The sequence below is a fragment of the Bizionia paragorgiae genome (assembly GCF_900107625.1).
In the GTDB taxonomy this organism is placed as follows: domain Bacteria; phylum Bacteroidota; class Bacteroidia; order Flavobacteriales; family Flavobacteriaceae; genus Bizionia; species Bizionia paragorgiae.
The window spans coordinates 147,338-165,887 of the sequence record NZ_FNQK01000008.1; the positions used below are offsets into that span (position 1 = coordinate 147,338).

Sequence of the window (18,550 nt, forward strand, 5' to 3'; positions counted from 1 at the left end):
CTAAGTATCAAATAAATGATTCAACATATAAAAAACGTCCTCAGTTCTACAGCGCAGTTTCCTAAGCTTACGGCTTTCGCTTTAGGGCTTTACCCGTTTTTGCATTATTACAGTAGTAATGTTTACATGGTGGGGTCTTGGGAGCAAGTTCTATTTTTAGTATTTCTTTGTTTTATTTTGCCTCAAATTATTATAGGGCTTAGTACGCTTTTAATGCGTTTTAGACCGTTAAGTGCCTTAGAAAAGTACAACTTATCCGTACTTAGTTTATCGCTATTTACAGCGTTGTTGGGTGTTTTAATATTTCATTTTAATAAAAAAGAAATGTTGACAGCGCTTATTGTTTCGGGAGGATTAGGGTTTGTACTCTACAAGCATCTTAAAAAAATAATAGTGTTACAATGCCTATTGGCTCTAATAAGTCTGTTGACCTTAATTCCGAAACTGCATTTCGCTATGACTCAAAATAATGCAGGTTGGTTGCAAAGTTCAGATGCCATTCTAAATGCTAAACTAAAACATAAACCTAATATTTTTGTTATTCAACCCGATGGTTATGTGGGTAAAGATGTTATAAACAAAGGGTTTTATAATTATGACAATTCGGCCTTTGAGTCTTTTCTCGATAAAAATAACTTTATAAATTACTCTAATTTTAGAAGCAATTACTACTCGACTTTAACTTCCAACGCATCACTTTTTGGAATGAAGCATCATTATTATAGCAATACAAATAAAAGGACTTTAAAAACGCATAATGCCACAGATGTTATTGTTGGAGAGCAAAACACGGTGCTTAAAATATTACAGAATAACGGTTACAATTCGTATTTGTTTACCGATAATTCTTATTTTCTTTTCGATCGTATCCCTTTAGCTTATACGTATTGCAATGTGCCAAAAGCGAGTGTTTCCTTATATAAAAATGGCGTGATTAAAGGAATTGATATCGTATCAGACTTTAAACAGGTGTTAGATACTTTACCAAAAAAGCACAATTTTTTCTTTATCGAAAAGACCATTCCTGGACATGTTATTTACAAGCAAAGTGCTTCACGTGGTGTGGAAGGAGAGCGAAAGCGTTATTTGGATAAATTAGAACAGGCTAATGTGTGGTTAGAGGATTTAATAACAAGGATAAATGCTTATGACGAAAATGCATTGGTAATACTAGTTGCCGATCATGGAGGTTTTGTCGGTTTGGAATATACTATGGAAGCTGTTAAACGCAGGCTAACCAATCAAGAAGCTCAATCTGCTTTTAGTACCTTATTAAGTATTAAATATCCAAAAGAAATGGATCCGGAGCAGCTAAGCTTTAAAAGTACTGTAAACCTTTTTAAAACAGTCTTTTATGGATTGACAGATAATCAAGCCTTTTTAGACGACTTAGAACCCGATTCTAGTTATTTGCCTTTACATGAAGATGGGAGCACGCATTATTATGAGTGTATTGATACAAACGGAAATGTGAGTTATCAAAAACTTTCTAATTAGATTAACTCCATTAATTCTAATTTAATTAGTACTTTCAACCTTTAAAGCTAAATTTCTAAACGTCATTTTTTCAGTACACACATACCAAGCCGAACACAAAGCTCTTTGGAATAGCTTTATTGCTGAAGCTAAGAACAGTACGTTCTTGTTTCATCGCGATTTTATGGAGTACCATAGCGACCGTTTTAAGGAGGCCTCATTATTGATTTTTAGAAACGATAAATTAGTGGCTGTTTTTCCTATGAACGCTGTCGGTAATACCGTAATCTCCCATCAAGGCTTAACCTATGGTGGTTTGTTATTCGGGACCAATGTGAAATTTAATCATGTGCTCGCTATTTTTAGAGCGGTTTTAAAACACCTCTCCGAGTCGAAAATTACTACTTTAGGCTTAAAAGTATTGCCTGATATTTATGCGAGCTTCCCTAACGATGAGCTTAAGTACCTTATGTTTATTCTCCAGGCGAAACTTGAACGCCGCGATGTCTTATCGGTTATCCCGCTTTCTGAAGTGGTAAAGCGATCTAAAGATAGAAAAGAGGGGACAAAACGAGGGGTTAAAAACGGACTCGTAGTAAAAGAAGAAACCCAAATGGAAGGCTTTTGGAAGTCGCTATTGGAAGTGAATTTACAGCAAAAATATAAGACTAAACCGGTTCATAGCTTAGAGGAAATCCAATTACTTAAATCGCGGTTCCCGAAAAATATCCGGCAGTTTAATGTGTATTATAAAAACCGATTGGTGGCAGGGACAACCATTTTTGAAACGGAACACGTGGCACACTCCCAATACATATCGGGGAATAATGAAAATAATACTTTGGGAAGCCTAGACTTTTTACACAGCTACCTTATTGATACGGTTTTTAAAGATAAAAAGTATTTCGATTTTGGGATTTCGAATGAAAATGCAGGTAAAAATATAAATTCGGGATTACTTTATTGGAAAGAAGGCTTTGGGGCGAGAACAGTTACCCAAGATTTTTATAGCATACAAACAAACAAATACACGCTTTTAGATGCTGTGTTATTATGATTAAATTTTTAGACTTACATAAAATCAACGCACGATTCGACACGCCATTTCAAGATGAGTTTAAGGACTTTCTAGATTCAGGTCACTATATTTTAGGCAAGGGAGTCACGCAGTTTGAAGCCGATTTTTTAGTGTACTGCGGAACAAAATATGCTATTGGAGTAAGTAATGGTTTGGACGCCTTGTCTCTCATTTTTAAGGGGTATTTAGAATTGGGTGTTCTAAAAAAAGGCGATGAGGTCTTAGTACCCGCAAACACTTATATAGCCTCTATTATAGCGCTAGTAAATTCGGGTTTAAAGCCTGTGTTTGTGGAGCCTAATAGTTCGACTTATAATATAGAACCTCTCGCTATGGAGGAGCATATTACTACTAAAACCAAGGCTGTTTTAGTGGTGCACTTGTATGGGCAGTTGTGCAATATGAAAGCGATTGACTATCTGTGTAAGACGCATAGTTTATTGTGTATTGAAGACGCGGCTCAAGCCCATGGTGCCGAAGATGATCTAGGGGTTAAAGCGGGGAATTTAGGAGATGCCGCAGCGTTTAGTTTCTATCCCAGTAAAAATTTAGGGGCCCTAGGAGATGCAGGTGCTATTACTACGAATAATGAGGCGCTAGCACAAGTGATTAAACAATTAAGAAATTATGGAACCTCGTCTAAATATGTAAATGATCGTATTGGTGTAAACGCGCGATTAGACGAGATTCAAGCCCGTTTTTTATCGATTAAGCTCAAGGCTTTAGATGCCGATAATTCAGCAAGACGCCAAGTGGCAAAACACTATTTACAAGGTATTGCAAACCCTAAGGTCACTCTACCTTACTACGATGGGGCTAAAGATCATGTTTTTCATTTGTTTGTGGTGTTGGTCGAAGAACGAAAGAAGTTTGTCCGCTATTTAAATGATAACGGCGTAGAAACCGGCGTGCATTATCCTATACCACCACACCAGCAGCAGGCTTTAAAAACATTCAGTCATTTAGATTTACCTATTACCGAAAAGATTCACGAACGCTGTGTGAGTTTACCTATAAGCCCCGTAATGGATGCGGCTGATGTCGATAAAATTATTGACCTTGTAAACGCTTACTAATTGAAAACACTAATAAATTATTTTAGAGATAATGTGTTAATTAAGGTAGCCTCGCTTAATTCTATCGCTGTATTGCTACGCATTATCGCAGGCTTTTTAACTTCTAAATTTATTGCAGTTTTTGTGGGGGCCGAAGGATTAGCATTGGTGGGAAACTTGAGGAATTTTGTCACCGCCGCTCAAAGCTTTTCGGTTTTAGGACTGTATAATGGGGTGATAAAATACGTTTCTGAATTTAAAAAGAATAGTTCAGAACTTTCAAAAGTCCTATCCACAACCTATTATTTAGGACTTATTTCTACTTGTATCGTATCATTGGTTTGCTTTTTTAATGCCGAGGCACTAAGTCATTATATTTTTAAAGACTATTATGATTTTACGTATATAATAAAAATATTTGCTGTAGCGCTTCCGTTCTATGCCTTAAATATGTTCGTTTTAGCCATTTTAAATGGTTACTCTCAGTTTAAAAAACTAATTCTAATTAATAGTGTGGCTCAAGTGGTTGGAGCAATAATCACCATGCTGCTTATTTGGCAGAAGCAATTGCAAGGTGCTTTAATTGCAGTGGTTATTGCAGAGTCCGTTCTGTTTTTTATAACTTTAATTACTGTATTTAAACAACGTCGCCTAGCTACCGCTTTTAATTTTAGTCAATTCAGTTTTAAGATGGTTAAAACACTGAGTTCCTATTCGGGAATGGCTTTGTTTTCGGCGCTGTTAATTCCCTTTGTGGCTATTGGTATTCGGACCTATATTATAGAGACGGTAAGTCTAGAAGATGCCGGTATGTGGGAGGCAATTACTAGGATCTCAAAGTATTATTTAATGTTTATAGGGTCGCTTTTAACCCTTTATGTGTTGCCCAGGTTTTCTGAAATTACTACCGATAAGGGGTTTAGAAAAGAGGTGTTTCACTTCTATAAAACGATAATGCCTCTATTTGCTTTGGGGTTAATTGTGATTTATTTTTTAAGGGATTTTATAGTTCAGATACTATTTACTAAAGACTTTATGCCGGTAACCGATTTGTTTTTATGGCAACTCCTTGGCGATTTTGTAAAAGTGTTATCTCTAGTAATCTCCATTCAGTTTTTAGCGAAGAAAATGTTTTGGCATTATATTCTAACAGAGATTTTCTCTCTGAGTTTATTATATTTTTTAAGTCTTTATTGTATAGATCGTTATGGTGTTAAAGGTGCCACGATTGCCTATTTTATCACTTATGTTATGTATTATAGCGTGATATTACTTATTTTTAGCACGGCGCTGTTTGGTACAAAACAGGAGGAGAACCGAGCTTTATAAAAGAAAAACCGAGAAAGGATAATGATTACTTCACACCAAAAACAATGTAAATTATTTTTAGACAACGAGTCGTATGCATTCGATGTTAAAGGAGACTTTTTTTGGGGCGAGGAGGAGTTGTTGTTTAAAGAAGATGACAATATCATTTCTAAAATGGATTGGAAAAAAGAAGGGTATAAAGTGGTTCAAGCCTTTTATAACGATGAGTTTTCTAGATTAAAAAAAGCAACTACCAATCAAATTATTAAGGCTATTCAGGCGAATAATATCCCTTGTGATCCCGATACCTTTTGTTTAGCAAAATACCATGAGGTGGTTACTACTAATGCATTACATGGCAAGGTGATAGAGATTACTAAGAATTTAGAAAATAAAGACTTAGATTTTGATATCGAAGTGTTGGCCCAAAGATTTGGTGCTATTTTAGGTTACGATCTCACCTCGTGGATTGAAGAGTTGCAGAAATCACATATTCAAATTAGAATCAGCAGACCCAATTCTCTAGATATTAACCCGCCTCATCGCGATGGTTATTTAAGCTACTGGGAAGATATTATTAATGTGTGGGTGCCTATCGAAGGTTGTAATGAACGCTCTTCATTACCGGTGTTTTCTGGTAGTCATCTAATTCCAGAAAACGAAATATTACGAACAGAGAGTAAAGGGGCCGAAATTAATGGTAATCTGTATTATGTACCTTGTATTTTAGAAACGAAGTCGGGGCCTATTTCTATGCTTAGACCCAACCCGATGGAGGGCGAGGCCTTATTATTTACACCGTTTTTAATTCATGGTGCCGCCGTTAATAAAAATACAGATATTACAAGAGTATCGCTAGAACTTAGATTTCCCAAAGCAAAACATTAAAAGTTTGCCGTCCAGTAGTCTAGGTACTGTTTAGCAATTTGTTTATAATCGTGTTCTTTTTCTATAAATGCTCTAGCATTTTTTGAGATGTCTTTAATTTTTTCAGGATTCAGAATAAGCCATTCTAACTTAGAAGCAATATGCTCCGCATTAGGTAATGCGTTTATGGCTACCGTATCTTCTTCCAAATTGTAACGCTCTAACCACTCTTTTTCAGCACCAGTAAAAACAACTTTACCTTTGGCCATGGCTTCTAAGGCATTAAAACCTTGGTCGTAAGCATACACTTGATCTAGAAGAATATGTGCGTCGTTAAATGCGTTTATATAGTCTTTATAAGGAAGACTTCTTACGGTGACTATTTTAATCCTATCGCTATACTTTTGTTGAAGTATGCTTAAGGCGTCTTCAAAAATATCATTCCCTTTTTTGTAGTAATTATTGTCATTTATCCCATGAAAAATAACAATCTTACCAGAGACATCTAGTGGTTTAAATTTAAGTCTGTCGGTGTGAATAGGGTTGGGGATTAACCCTAAATATTTATCGTGTCCCTTTAACGGAATGTCATAATCAAGGTCCGATGCAATTACCCCTTTAATATTTTTATATATAAATTGATGCATGGCTTTATACGGAGCAGTCGTATACATTAAGGCATGCCAAAACATTTTTTTTGTTCCTTTATTCTCAAAATAAGGGGTTAAAATGGAATACCTGAATTTTTTTTCTTCAGCATATTTAACACTTATATAATCGGTACCACAAGAAAGTAAAAAGACATTTTTATTGTTGTCGAAAACGAATTTTAGCAGTTTGCGTTCTGTTTTAGGCTGTGCTTTAAACGGGCTTTCATTAATGAGCTGAACGACATCGTAATTAGTAAAGTGTTTTTTGTGCTTGTTAAATTGGCGTTCAATATCTAAAGAGGTAATATCAAGACCTGTGAGTTTATAAATAAAACGTTTGATATAAAAGGAGATGCCAGAATTAAATCTCAAATTGAATTTAATGTCTACTTTAATTTTTTTAAAGCCATCGCCGTTTCCAACAACTACCGCAGAATGTCCCAAAGCTTCTAAGCCTTCTTTTAATGTATAATGCGAAGAATTATATTCTCCAATTAATAAGATTTTCATTCACTATATTTGTTGAAACTTCAATAAAAATAAATGAATTGTAGTAATAAAAAAAAGATTTGCATCATTGTTTCTTCCTTGGGGAAAGGCGGTGCTCAGAAAGCTTCTGCAACCTTATCGCAAATGCTGTTTAATCTTGGTTACAACGTTCATATTATTAGTGTTTTAAATCATATTGATTACGATTATAAAGGCAGCTTATTAAATTTGGGGGCCTTAAAAGATAAAGACGATTCTCTTCGCGGTCGTTGGAACCGCTGGTGTGTTTTTAGAAATTACCTCCGCGATCACGCATTTGATATTATTATCGACAGTCGGTCGCGACCATCAGGATTTAAGCAATGTCTTATTTCTAATTTTATTTATAAAAACAATAAAGTCATATACATTGTTGGGAGTTATAACTTAGAGACCTATTTCCCTTCATCGCAACTTTTGTCAAAACTGCTCTATCGTAACGCTTTTAAACTAGTTGCGGTATCCAAAGAAATAAAAGAGCGAATAGAAAAAGTCTATAATCTTAATAATGTAGAACACATCTATAATGCCTTCCCGGAAATCGATGCTACCCTGCAGACTAACACCACCCATCCACCATATATTTTGGCTTACGGTAGGTTAGTCGATCGTGTTAAAAACTTCACCTTACTCATAGCGTCTTATAAAGCTTCTATTTTAGCACATCAGGGTGTTCACCTAGTTATATTAGGATCTGGAAAAGATGCCGACTATCTAAAGGATTTAGTTTCTAAATACAATTTAAATGAATATATTAGATTTGTTCCTTTTGTAAATAACCCGTTGCAGTATGTAGTTAATGCAAAAATGGTGTGCTTAACGAGTCGTTATGAAGGGTTTCCTATGGTGCTATTAGAGTCTTTAGCACTGGGGACACCTGTTGTTTCTGTGGATTGTAAGTCTGGTCCGAAAGAGATTATTGTAGATGAGTATAACGGATTGCTAGTCGAAAATAATAGTGTAAGCTCTTTTTCTAAAGCTTTAAATAGGATGGTTCAAGATGACGAATTATACACCAGATGTAAACAAAACGCTAAAAAGAGTGTCGAAAAGTTTTCAATAGAAAACACCGCTAAACAATGGAGTGAATTGATTGAAAATAGTTGATAAATGCAAAATATGAATATGAAAAATAACACGGTTCATTCCGTTTCTATAATAGAGATTCCAAAAATAATAGATGAAAACAGCAGAGGTAATTTATCGGTTATCGAGAAAGAGATATTGCCTTTTTCTATAGAGCGTGTTTATTATTTGTATGATGTGCCTAGTGATGCTTTTCGTGGGGGACATGCGCATAAAAACCTCAGACAATTTCTTATTCCTATTAGTGGTAGTTTTGATGTGGTTATAAAAGATGGTCAAGCTACACGTACAATTACCTTAAATAAACCTAATAAAGGATTGTTGATTGTTCCTGGTATTTGGAGGGAATTAGAAAACTTCTCTTCGGGAGCAATTTGCTTGGTTTTAGCATCCGAAGTCTATGACGAATCAGATTATATACGTGATTATGAGGTGTTTTTAGAACATAAAATTAGGTAGGCCTTTGTCCGATTAACTATGATAACACATAAAACTAATCCGATACACCTGAAGTAAATTAATATTAGGGTTTTTACCTGTAAGTTGTTTTTTTAAAACGGGCCCGAAGATTTTAAAAAATAAGCGCCCCACACCAGTTAAGTAATAGGTTTTAAGTGTGGTGTAAAGGTTTAGTAAATCATTATCATGAGCTGTTATTAGTCCCCCTTTTTCTAGTTTTAAAAGTGTTAATGCAGCTTCTTCTTTTTTCTTTAAATACCTAAGACTGTTCTCAATTCCTAAATGATGTACTTCATTGTCTATATGTAAAACCTTGCAGTCATTTTCTTTTAAAAGCGCAGCAAAAAGATTGTCAAAACCATAGCCTTTACTATGATTCATAGCCTTATTAATTTCTAAAAAAAGATCTTTTTTAATTAGGCAGTTTGCTGAGATTATAATTTTATATGGTGTTTTATTTCTAATTCGAGCAGGAACCTGTTCTTTGGTTTTTCCATATTTCCAACGCAACATAAGTGTCTCGTTAGGAGGCGTGTTTTTATAATAAAAGCCGCCAAAAATAGCATCGTAACCCTTTGAAAGCTGTGCGAGATAATCCGTTATAAACGTGGGGTTTTTAGGCATCACATCGGCATCTAAAAATAAAAGCCAGTTGTAGGTTGCTTGTTCTGCTAAAAACTTTCGGGCTTTAACGCGACCAACATTATTTTTACTAGTTATTACTTTAGTATACTTTAAATGTGTGTAGCTGGGGTTGGGCGATGTGCTACCATCCTCGAACACTATAATTTCGAAAGGAATATGGGCGAGCTCTAGTTGCTTGTGCACGCTAGTTAGAAGCTCGGAGATGTTATAATTATATGTCGGGATTAATAGGGATAGCATAGATTCGTATAGGTGATAAAAATACTGATTTTAACTGTGTTTTAGAATATAAATAGGGGTTATTTTATCTCTTTAGTTACAAGATAAAATGTTAAATTGCAGAGTAGAATTTAAAGCGTTTCGCAGTGGACATTCAAGAAATATCGGACTTAATTTATAACAAAATCCTTAATAAGAAGGAGGAGTTAACAGCGCAGTTTAATGCGTCGAAAGGGGAGATAGGTTATTTTTATATCGACGATCTTCTGCCTGAAGCACTAGCCGAAGCCTGTTTTAAACGCTTTCCTGAACCGTCTGAAATGCGTATTTTAAAATCTATGAAAGAGTATAAACACGTTTCAGCTCAAATGGATAAACATGATCCTTTTTTAGAGCAGGTAATTTACGCCTTTCAAGATCCGAAAATTGTAAGCCTTATAGGAGAGATTTGTGATATCGAAAACTTGTATCCAGACGACTCCTTATACGCAGGAGGTTTATCGCTAATGGCTAAAGATAATTTTTTAAATCCCCATTTAGATAATTCCCATGATGCCGAACGTAAAAAATGGCGTGTGCTTAATTTGTTGTATTACGTTACCCCAAATTGGAAACTAGAGAATGGTGGTCACTTAGAACTTTGGCCTGAAGGACCTAAAAAAGAACCTGTAGTGGTGGCGAGTAAATTTAACCGATTGGCAGTCATGGCAACACATCAAACGTCATGGCATTCGGTAAACAAAGTAACGGTCGATGCTAATCGCTGCTGTATTTCTAATTACTATTTTAGTGATTACCCATTAAAAACATCCGATCGCTTTCATATTACAAAATTTAGAGGGCGTCCAAATCAAACCTTCGTCAATCTTATTTTAGATGTCGATGCCAGCTTGCGAATGCTTATCCGAAAAGTATTCAAAAAAGGGATTCGTAAAAATCCACATGTTTACAAAAAGGAAAATTAAAAGCTTAAGCCTGTGCTTAATCTGGGTAAAGACACGGTGATTTCTTTATCCCCATAAGATGCTGCTAAAATCGTAGGTAACAAACCAGCTGAATTACACTTGAGCTTTTCGCTGTACGACTTCAAACACTTGATTTTCATCGCACTTTAAAGTCTTACTAGGGTATTTTAAAAGCAGCGCATAGTCGTGAGTGGCCATTAAAATAGTATTTCCATTTTTATTAATCTCTTGAAGTACTTCCATAATTTCGACACTTGTTTGAGGGTCTAAATTACCTGTAGGCTCATCGGCTAAAATAAGTTCTGGGTCATTTAATAGGGCACGGGCAATAGCGATACGTTGCTGCTCACCACCAGACAATTCGTGAGGGAATTTAAAGCCACTAGTTTTCATCCCGACCTTGGTGAGTACGCTTTCAATTTTTTTAGACATTTCTGCCTTGTCTTTCCAACCCGTCGCTTTTAAAACAAAATGTAAATTGTCATTTACCGTGCGGTCAGTCAGTAATTTAAAATCTTGAAAAACAACACCTAATTTACGTCTCAAAAACGGAATGTCCTTTTCTTTAAGCGTTTTTAAATCGAAATCTACAATATGTCCTTCACCAGATTTTAAAGGTAAATCGGCATACAGTGTTTTCATAAAACTACTTTTCCCAGAGCCCGTTTTACCAATGAGGTACACAAAATCACCTTTGTTAATTTTTACGTTAACATCAGATAATACAAGACTGTCACCTTGAAAAATAGAAGCGTCTTTAAACTCTAGAACTGGATTTGGCATAGTTTCAATTTAATGGATTAGGCTGAAAAAAGCTGTGCTTTAATCAGCGTAAATTAAGAGCACAAAGTAAACAATTAATGCTTAAAAATGAAAAGTAAATCCATTATTTGATACTTAATACTGTTAAACATATAGCGGTCATTTTCAATAAAAAGTATACGATTAAATTAAACAGGATGGTATTGCTTTGGGATAAAGATTCTATGGGAAGCGAAAGATTATGTTATTAAAGATATAATTATAACAAAATTCTAACGTTAACATTTTAAGATATAATTATCTTTGAGATTAAATTTTAAAACGACATAGTCAATGACTAAAAAACATATTTTCTACAGCCTATTGGCCATCGGGTTTAGTATTCAGGTTTCTGCCCAGGAGTCTGCCGCCTATACTAACGACTTGGTCGATTACCAACGCGCCCTAACATTATATAATAACCAGCAATACTTAGCAGCCCAAGCTGTTTTTAATAGTATTCAAAAGGATACGGATGAGTTAAATATAAAATCCGACTGTGCTTTTTATATTGCCAATTGTGCTGTGCGACTAAATCAGCAGAATGCCGATAAATTAATCGAGGAGTTTGTTGAAGATTATCCTACGAGCACCAAGCGTAACACGGCGTTTGTGGATGTAGCGGATTACTATTTTCAAAATGGGAAATATGCACATGCTCAAAAATGGTATGCTAAAGTTGATGAGAGAGCCTTAGGCAGAAACGATCGTGAAACCTACTACTTTAATAATGGTTATGCCTCGTTTACAACTAAAAATTATAAAGACGCTAAGAAGTATTTAAACAAAGTGCAAACGTCTCAAAAATATGGATCGCAAGCGAAGTACTATATTGGTTTTATGGCCTATGAGGGTGACGATTATAATGAAGCGAATGCGTACTTTGATCAAGTTAGCGATAAGGAAGAATACAAAGAAAAGCTATCGTATTATCAAGCCGATTTAAATTTTAAATTAGGGAAGTTTGAAAAAGCTATTGAATTGGCAAAAGCCCAATTAAAATCAGGAGATCGCAATGAGGTTTCAGAATTGTCTAAAATTATTGGTGAGAGCTACTTTAATTTAGAACAATACGACGAAGCTATTCCGTATTTAAATGAATACAGAGGTAAAAAAGGAAAATGGAATAATACCGACTATTACCAACTCGGTTACGCGTACTACAAACAAAAGGAGTATGATAAAGCCATTTCAGAATTTAATAAAATTGTGGGTGGTGATAATAGCGTTGCACAAAATGCCTACTACCATTTAGGGGAAAGTTATGTTAGCGTGGATAAAAAGCAGGAAGCTTTAAACGCTTTTCGCAATGCTTCACAAATGGATTATGATTTAAAAATTCAAGAGGATGCTTGGTTAAACTACGCGAAAATCAGTTACGAAATAGGTAACCCTTACCAATCCGTACCCCAAGTATTAACTTCTTATTTAGAAGCGTATCCAAAATCTAAGTACACGACCGAAATCGAAACCTTATTAATCGATTCGTATATCACATCAAAAAACTACAAAGAAGCCTTAATCTTATTAAAAGGAAAAAACAGTTTTGAACATAAAGTGGCCTACCAGAAAGTAGCTTTTTATAGAGGATTAGAATTGTATAATGAAAATAACTATCAGGAAGCACAAGGTTTATTTGAAGCTTCTTTAAGAGAGCAGCAAAACGAAATGTTTACGGCGAGAGCTACTTTTTGGAAAGCAGAAACCGAGTATAATCTTTCTAATTATGACAATGCTTTAATTGGGTTTAAACAATTTCAGCAGCAGCCATCAGCATCAACAACGGAAGAGTTTAAAAATTTAGATTATAACTTAGCCTATACCTATTTTAAATTGAAGAATTATCCGCAAGCGATAAACACCTTTAATCAATTTGTGAATTCAAAAAGTAAGGACAATGTGCGTTTAAACGATGCTTATTTAAGATTGGCGGATGCTTATTTCGTATCAAGCCAATATAATAAAGCAATTGCGACTTATGAAAAAGCAATCCAAGTAGGTAAAATAGAAGCGGATTACGCCTTTTTTCAACAAGCAATTAGTTACGGCTATATTGGTGAAGAGGATAAAAAAATCACAGAATTAGTACGATTTATTTCTAAATATACAGATTCTAAACTACGAGATGACGCCATGTACGCGCTAGGTAATGCCTATGTGAAAAATAATCAAACAGACAAAGCATTGGCTATTTACGACCGACTAATTGCCGATTATAAAACGAGCACGTTTGTGTCTAAAGCCTTATTGCGTCAAGGTTTAGTCTATTATAATGGAAATAATAATCAGCAAGCCTTAACAAAGTTTAAAAAGGTGGCTGGGTCATTCCCTAATTCGCCAGAAGCGAATCAAGCAGTATCTACAGCGCGTTTAATTTACATCGATTTAGGTCAGGTAAATGAATATGCCGCGTGGGTACAAACCTTAGATTATGTAGAGGTTACCGATGCCGATTTAGATAATGCAACTTACGAAGCCGCCGAAAAGCAGTTCTTAGATAACAATATTAATAATGCGATTAAGCAGTTTAATGTGTATATCAACCAATTTCCGCAAGGACTTCACGCTAAACAAGCACATTTTTATTTAGCGCAATTGTACTTTAAGAAGGATCTAAAAGAAACGGCAAAGCCGCATTTTGAGTATGTGGTTAACAGCTCTCAAAGTGAATTCACAGAGGAAGCCTTACTGCGTTTGTCTCAGATCATTTTGGAGACTAAAAAATGGAGTGAAGCGATCCCTGTTTTGCAACGATTGGATGTAGAAGCTAATTTCCCTCAGAACAGCTTGTTTGCCCAGTCTAATTTAATGCAAGCAAATTATCAGCTTAAAAAGTACAACGAGGCTGTAAATTATGCAGAAAAAGTACTGAGTAATACCAATCTTGATAATAAAGTAAAGAGTGATGCACAGGTTATTATTGCACGCTCGGCAATGCAAACAGGAAATGAAACCAAAGCAAAAGAGGCCTACGAGAAAGTAGAGCTTACAGCGACAGGGGAAACTGCTGCAGAAGCTCTATACTACAATGCGTATTTTAAAAATAAAGCAGGAAAGCATGAAGCGAGTAATGTGGTTATTCAGCGCTTAGCAAAAGACTATTCTGGCTACAAATACTACGGAGCAAAAGGCTTAGTGATTATGGCTAAAAACTTTAATGCTTTAGGCGATGCCTTTCAAGCGACTTACATCTTGGAAAGTGTGATTAAAAATTTCGCCGACTACAAGGAGGTTGTTGCCGAAGCACAAGAGGAATTAAGCAAAATTAAAACAGAGCAAGCGAAAACAAATGCTTCCGTTCAGCCTGAAGATTAAAAAAAACAGCTGACGTGTTAACTCAATTATCATCACAAAAAAATAAACACAATTATATGTTTAGTAAAAAACAGCAAATTTTAAGCATCGCGTTATCCTTAATGGCAACGCTTGCATTTGCACAAGAACGCGAACAAGATACGTTGCGCCCTGGCGTAATTAACGTTGTAAAACCATATACTCCAACAATTTCTGATGCTTTTAAAGTAAAAGAATCACCCGTTTTGGATGACGACGAGACGACCTCAAAAAAAGAAATAGAATACAATATATTTTCTTTTCCAGTGGCGTCTACCTTTACACCGGCTAAAGGTAAAGCAGCAGTGGTTGACAAGGCAAAGCGTGTAAAATTATTTAATAATTATGCGACCTTAGGAGCAGGGTCCTATACCACGTTGCTAGGTGAAGTGTATTTAAACCATGAGCTAAGTCGCGATGAAAATATTAGCGCTTATGTGGGGCACCATTCTTCTGGTGGTGGTATCGAAGATGTGTTGTTAGATGATAATTTTATGGATTCTAAACTGCGTCTAAACTATGCCAATAGAGGACGTGATTTTAACTGGAACGTTGGCGGAGGGTTTCAATTTCAAAATTATAACTGGTACGGTATTCAGCAAGATTTATACACGCAAACAACTGCCGATTCTTTAGACGTTTCCCATAATTATACGAACGCTCATATTACAGGAGATATCCGTTTTGAAGATTCTTATGTTGATGATGTTTCTGTGCTTTTTAGACGCTTTGGAGATGATCGAGGGTCGGGTGAAAACCGTTTAACAGCAAAAATAGGAGGCGCATTCCCAGTAGCTGATGAACTCATTTCAACCGTAATTAATTTTGATTATTTAAGCGGAAGCTTTGAGCGAAACTACTATACCGATACTTCTATTGATTACAGTAATTTTTTAGTGGGACTTACACCAACCTTTCAGTTAAAACAAGATGATTTAACTGTGGATATTGGAGTAACGGCAACACTGTTAAATAATACTGAAGCTAGTGAAAGTAAATTCTATATTTACCCAAATATAGAAGCCTCTTACCGTGTTGTTGATGATGTTGTAATTGCTTTTGGAGGAATTAAAGGGGGATTGGTTCAGAACTCATACTATGAGTATGCTAACCTGAATCCGTTTGTATCTCCAACACTTTTTATTGCACCAACAGATAAGCAATATGATGCTTTTTTAGGGGTGAAAGGGATGCTTACAAACACAATGAGCTATGTGGTAAGTGGTAGTTATAAAGCTGAAAGAAACAAGGGTCTAATCGTTAATAATGACCTTACAGCATCGCAAGAAGATTATACTTATGGTAACTCTTTTGGTGTAGTGTACGACAATGTGAATACGTTTGGCTTTACTGGTGAATTGAATGTCGATTTAAATCGCAATTTCACCATGGGACTTAAAGGAGAGTATTTTGCTTATAATACCGATAATGAAGCGGAAGCGTGGAATTTACCGGAAATTAAAGTGTCGATTTTAACCGATTATCAAATCACGGAGCAGTGGTTTGCAGGAGCTAATATGTTTTTTGTTGGCGAACGTAAAGATATGTTTAGTGTGCCTAACTTTACAGATGCTAGTTTATCGGTATCTCAAGTAGTAGATTTAGAGAGTTATTTTGATTTAAACGCACACGTTGGATATCATGTAAACGATCGTTTATCGGTGTTTGCAAAAGGTAATAATCTGGTGGGGGGCGCTTATGAGAAATGGCAAAACACACCGGTTCAAGGACTGCAAGTATTGGCAGGAGCGACTTATAAATTTGATTTTTAATGACTTTCTACAATCTTACATAAATAAAAAAAGCCTCGATATGAGGCTTTTTTTATGCGTATATTTACCTGAATTATTATATTTTATATCATAAAATAGTCCGTTATCCATGAAAAACTATCTCTTTCTTATTGCCCTTTTCGCACTTTCATCTTGTCAGAAAAATAAAATAGAAGTCGATTCTATAGTACTAAACGCCAAAGTCTATACGGTTAATGATACCTTCGATTCTCAAGAGGCTTTTGCGGTTACGGATGGTAAGTTTGTAGCTGTGGGATCTACAGAAGCGATTACATCCAAGTATACTTCTAAAGCGATTATTGATGCTAACCACCAAACGATAGTGCCTGGTTTTATCGATGCGCATTGTCATTTTTACGGCTTAGGTATGAATTTGCAAACTGTAAATTTGGTGGGTACCAAAAGTTTTGCTGAGGTTCTAGAGCGTGTTAAAGGGTTTCAAAAGGAAAATAATGTGCAATATATATCTGGTCGCGGATGGGATCAAAACGATTGGAACGTCAAAGAGTACCCCACTAAAAAAGAGTTGGATAGCTTGTTTCCAAACACACCAGTTGCGTTAACACGTATCGACGGTCATGCCATGTTGTGTAATCAAGTAGCCTTGGATTTAGCAGGTATAACAGTAGATACACCCGCAAATGGCGGAGAGATTTTAATAACGGATGGAGCGCTTACCGGTGTGTTAATCGATAACCCCATGGAAAAGGTATATGCTACCTTTCCAAAACCTACCAAACAAAAACAAATTGAAGCGCTATTGGATGCGCAAAAATATTGCACAGACTTAGGGCTAACCACTGTTTCTGATGCTGGTTTAGATCGTTCGGTTATTGAACTAATAGATAGTTTACAGCAAGCGGGAGAGTTACAAATGCGTGTGTATGCTATGGTGAGTAATACCAAAAGCAACTTGGACTATTACCTAAATAAAGGGGTTGTTAAAACATCGCGACTACAGGTGCGGTCAGTAAAAGTATATGCCGATGGCGCATTGGGATCTCGTGGGGCGACCTTAAAACAACCGTATAGCGACCAGCATAATCATTATGGTAATATGGTGATAGGTACTTCAGAATTTGAAGCATTAGCAAAGAAAATTGAGGCAGCAGACTATCAGATGAACACGCATGCGATTGGAGACTCTGCAAATCGGTTTGTATTGAATACCTATAATAAAACGCTGAAAAATTCATCTAATAAACGATGGCGAGTAGAGCATGCGCAAATTATTACGGATAATGATTTTGAATACTTTAAAAATGAGAATATCATCCCTTCGGTGCAACCTACTCATGCGACAAGCGATATGTATTGGGCCGAAGATCGCTTAGGACCCGATCGTATTCGCGGAGCTTATGCCTTTAAAGACTTGCTAGATGCTAGCGGGAAAATAGCACTGGGAACAGACTTTCCTATAGAGCAGGTAAATCCCTTATTAACTTTTTATGCGGCAGTGGCTAGAAAGGATACGGATAATTTTCCTGAAAATGGTTTTCAAATGGAAAATGCATTATCGCGAGAAGAAACCTTAAAAGGGATGACCATTTGGGCTGCCTATGCTAATTTTGAGGAACTTGAAAAAGGGAGCATTGAAGTCGGAAAGTTGGCAGATTTTGTTATCTTAGATAGCGATATAATGACCATTCCCGAACAGCGAATACCATGGGTTAAAGTTGTAAAAACGTTTATTAACGGAATAAAACAGTAATGCCTTGCATTATCATGCCAATAAAATAAAAAATAGTTATGAAAATAGTATATGCCCTAATGTTGAGTCTTGCCTTAATAACTTCAGTTCACGCTCAGGATGATGACTATGTTATTGCGGTTAAAGAGTGTATAGTAAGTAACGGTACTATGGCATATTACGACACTGTTTTGGAGGCTATGGTTGAAGATATTAAAACCGAGTTTTCCTCTCATACCATTCCCGATAATGTTTGGGAAAGTGTGGCTAGAGAAAAAGAGTTTGCGAAAAACGGATTGGCAATAATGTTGTCTCAAGCTTATAAAACGTATTTTACTCTTGAAGATATAGAGCAAATGAATGGCTTGTATACTTCTAAAGCCGGAAGAAATATGCTGCAAAAAAAAACATTGTCTAAAGAGGAGGTCAAAACCTTAGATGCTTTTTATAATAGTGCGGTAGGTCAGAAAATCCAAGCGACTCAAAGTGACATGAGTGCATCATTACGCCGATTAGCAAAAATATGGATCAACAATACATCTAATAAAATGGTTACGTTACTTTCAGAGCAAGGGTACTCGCTTTAAAAAGCCGGTT

Annotated in this window: 15 protein-coding genes; 12 read left to right on the forward strand and 3 right to left on the reverse strand. The window is 35.8% G+C overall.

The genetic code is table 11. From position 1 onward, the window contains the following. The first annotated feature begins 15 nt into the window (after positions 1–15). From BLV64_RS07670 to BLV64_RS07690, 5 genes are all read left to right on the forward strand, one after another. Positions 16–1,497 (forward strand): sulfatase-like hydrolase/transferase, encoded by a 1,482-nt coding sequence (locus tag BLV64_RS07670; RefSeq protein ID WP_092133666.1) that lies wholly within the window; start codon positions 16–18, stop codon positions 1,495–1,497. Between the two features lie 163 nt (positions 1,498–1,660). Then, positions 1,661–2,533 (forward strand): GNAT family N-acetyltransferase, encoded by an 873-nt coding sequence (locus BLV64_RS07675; RefSeq protein WP_143034138.1) that lies wholly within the window; start codon positions 1,661–1,663, stop codon positions 2,531–2,533. Then, the gene (locus tag BLV64_RS07680) at positions 2,530–3,630 is read left to right on the forward strand and encodes a DegT/DnrJ/EryC1/StrS family aminotransferase (RefSeq protein WP_092133671.1); all 1,101 of its coding nucleotides are present in this window, start codon (positions 2,530–2,532) and stop codon (positions 3,628–3,630) included. The genes BLV64_RS07675 and BLV64_RS07680 overlap by 4 nt, the downstream gene beginning before the upstream one ends. Further along, positions 3,631–4,938, forward strand: a complete 1,308-nt coding sequence (locus tag BLV64_RS07685; protein WP_092133673.1) for an O-antigen translocase — start codon at positions 3,631–3,633, stop codon at positions 4,936–4,938. It begins immediately after the preceding gene. A 21-nt stretch (positions 4,939–4,959) separates the two neighbouring features. Continuing rightward, complete coding sequence (locus BLV64_RS07690) at positions 4,960–5,805, forward strand: phytanoyl-CoA dioxygenase family protein (RefSeq protein WP_092133675.1); 846 nt, start codon at positions 4,960–4,962, stop codon at positions 5,803–5,805. On the opposite strand, the gene BLV64_RS07695 is transcribed toward BLV64_RS07690, so the two are convergent. Beyond that, positions 5,802–6,944 (reverse strand): glycosyltransferase, encoded by a 1,143-nt coding sequence (locus tag BLV64_RS07695; protein ID WP_092133677.1) that lies wholly within the window; start codon positions 6,942–6,944, stop codon positions 5,802–5,804. The genes BLV64_RS07690 and BLV64_RS07695 overlap by 4 nt on opposite strands. Before the next feature lie 33 nt (positions 6,945–6,977). Here BLV64_RS07695 and BLV64_RS07700 point away from each other — a divergent pair, with 33 nt between their 5' ends. Both BLV64_RS07700 and BLV64_RS07705 read left to right on the forward strand, forming a co-directional pair. Continuing rightward, on the forward strand, positions 6,978–8,069 hold the full coding sequence (locus BLV64_RS07700; protein ID WP_092133679.1) for a glycosyltransferase: 1,092 nt from the start codon (positions 6,978–6,980) through the stop codon (positions 8,067–8,069). A gap of 18 nt (positions 8,070–8,087) precedes the next feature. Beyond that, a complete protein-coding gene (locus BLV64_RS07705) occupies positions 8,088–8,507 on the forward strand; it encodes a sugar 3,4-ketoisomerase (RefSeq protein WP_092133755.1) in 420 nt (139 codons plus the stop codon). A 12-nt stretch (positions 8,508–8,519) separates the two neighbouring features. Here the strand turns inward: BLV64_RS07705 and BLV64_RS07710 are convergent, their stop codons facing one another. Then, on the reverse strand, positions 8,520–9,392 hold the full coding sequence (locus BLV64_RS07710) for a glycosyltransferase family 2 protein (protein WP_092133681.1): 873 nt from the start codon (positions 9,390–9,392) through the stop codon (positions 8,520–8,522). A 125-nt stretch (positions 9,393–9,517) separates the two neighbouring features. On the opposite strand from BLV64_RS07710, the gene BLV64_RS07715 reads away from it, so the two are divergent. Continuing rightward, positions 9,518–10,336 (forward strand): 2OG-Fe(II) oxygenase, encoded by an 819-nt coding sequence (locus tag BLV64_RS07715; RefSeq protein WP_092133684.1) that lies wholly within the window; start codon positions 9,518–9,520, stop codon positions 10,334–10,336. A 93-nt stretch (positions 10,337–10,429) separates the two neighbouring features. On the opposite strand, the gene BLV64_RS07720 is transcribed toward BLV64_RS07715, so the two are convergent. After that, positions 10,430–11,119 (reverse strand): cell division ATP-binding protein FtsE, encoded by a 690-nt coding sequence (locus tag BLV64_RS07720; protein ID WP_092133687.1) that lies wholly within the window; start codon positions 11,117–11,119, stop codon positions 10,430–10,432. A gap of 312 nt (positions 11,120–11,431) precedes the next feature. Here BLV64_RS07720 and BLV64_RS07725 point away from each other — a divergent pair, with 312 nt between their 5' ends. The 4 genes from BLV64_RS07725 (at position 11,432) to BLV64_RS07740 (ending at position 18,540) form a co-directional block, all read left to right on the forward strand. Beyond that, complete coding sequence (locus tag BLV64_RS07725) at positions 11,432–14,452, forward strand: tetratricopeptide repeat protein (RefSeq protein WP_092133690.1); 3,021 nt, start codon at positions 11,432–11,434, stop codon at positions 14,450–14,452. 56 nt (positions 14,453–14,508) lie between these two features. Beyond that, a complete protein-coding gene (locus BLV64_RS07730) occupies positions 14,509–16,242 on the forward strand; it encodes a TonB-dependent receptor (RefSeq protein WP_092133693.1) in 1,734 nt (577 codons plus the stop codon). Positions 16,243–16,351: 109 nt separating this feature from the next. After that, a complete protein-coding gene (locus BLV64_RS07735; protein ID WP_092133695.1) occupies positions 16,352–17,974 on the forward strand; it encodes an amidohydrolase in 1,623 nt (540 codons plus the stop codon). A 38-nt stretch (positions 17,975–18,012) separates the two neighbouring features. Continuing rightward, positions 18,013–18,540, forward strand: coding sequence for a DUF2059 domain-containing protein (locus BLV64_RS07740; RefSeq protein ID WP_092133697.1), 528 nt, complete (start codon positions 18,013–18,015; stop codon positions 18,538–18,540). Positions 18,541–18,550 lie beyond the last annotated feature (10 nt).